The sequence below is a fragment of the Streptococcus mitis genome (assembly GCF_009496205.1).
Lineage (GTDB): Bacteria > Bacillota > Bacilli > Lactobacillales > Streptococcaceae > Streptococcus > Streptococcus mitis_BN.
In genome coordinates this window covers 1-650 of sequence record NZ_WIJO01000112.1, presented here as the reverse complement: position 1 = coordinate 650, position 650 = coordinate 1, and the positions used below count along the sequence as shown (strand labels likewise).

At 41.5% G+C, this 650-nt stretch carries 1 pseudogene; it reads left to right on the top strand.

Features of this window, described 5'->3' with window-relative positions:
- A pseudogene (locus GEZ85_RS10160) lies at positions 1 to 650 on the top strand (transposase); the annotation flags it as partial.

Below are 650 nucleotides of genomic sequence, written 5' to 3'. Positions count from 1 at the left end.
TGGGACTCATATCAAGGCCGCAGCTAATAACCACAAATATACTCATCAAGTTCTAGACAAGCAAGCTAAGTTTATGAGTAAGCAACTGGAAGTTGAGATTGACTTAGATCGGAAAAAGCACGGAAAAAAGTCGTTCGAGCCTGCAAAAGAAAGCGAGGCTGAGCCGAAGAAGACTTCTACTACAGACCCTGAAAGTGGTTGGTTTCACAAGGGAGAGAATAAGGAAGTGTTCGCCTACAATGCCCAAGTAGGGTGCGATAAGCATGGATGGGCACTAGCTTATAGTATCGATGCTGGCAATGTGCATGACAGTCAGGCTTTTCTTGCACTTTTTGAACAGTTGAAGAGATTTCAATCTGACTACCTTATTGCCGATGCTGGCTATAAGACTCCAAGTATTGCAAAATTCCTCCTTGACCAAAATATTACACTTGTATTCCCTTATACTCGCCCTCGTGGAAAGTAAGGAAAACTTAGCCCTAAGGACTTTATCTATGATGAACACTATGACTGTTACCTTTGCCCTGAAAATCACGTGTTAGCTTACTCTACAACAAAGCGCGATGGCTATCGTAAATATAAAAGAGATCCTAAGATTTGCGCAAATTGTCCTCTGTTATCCAGTTGCACAGAAAGTAAAAAGAAACAGA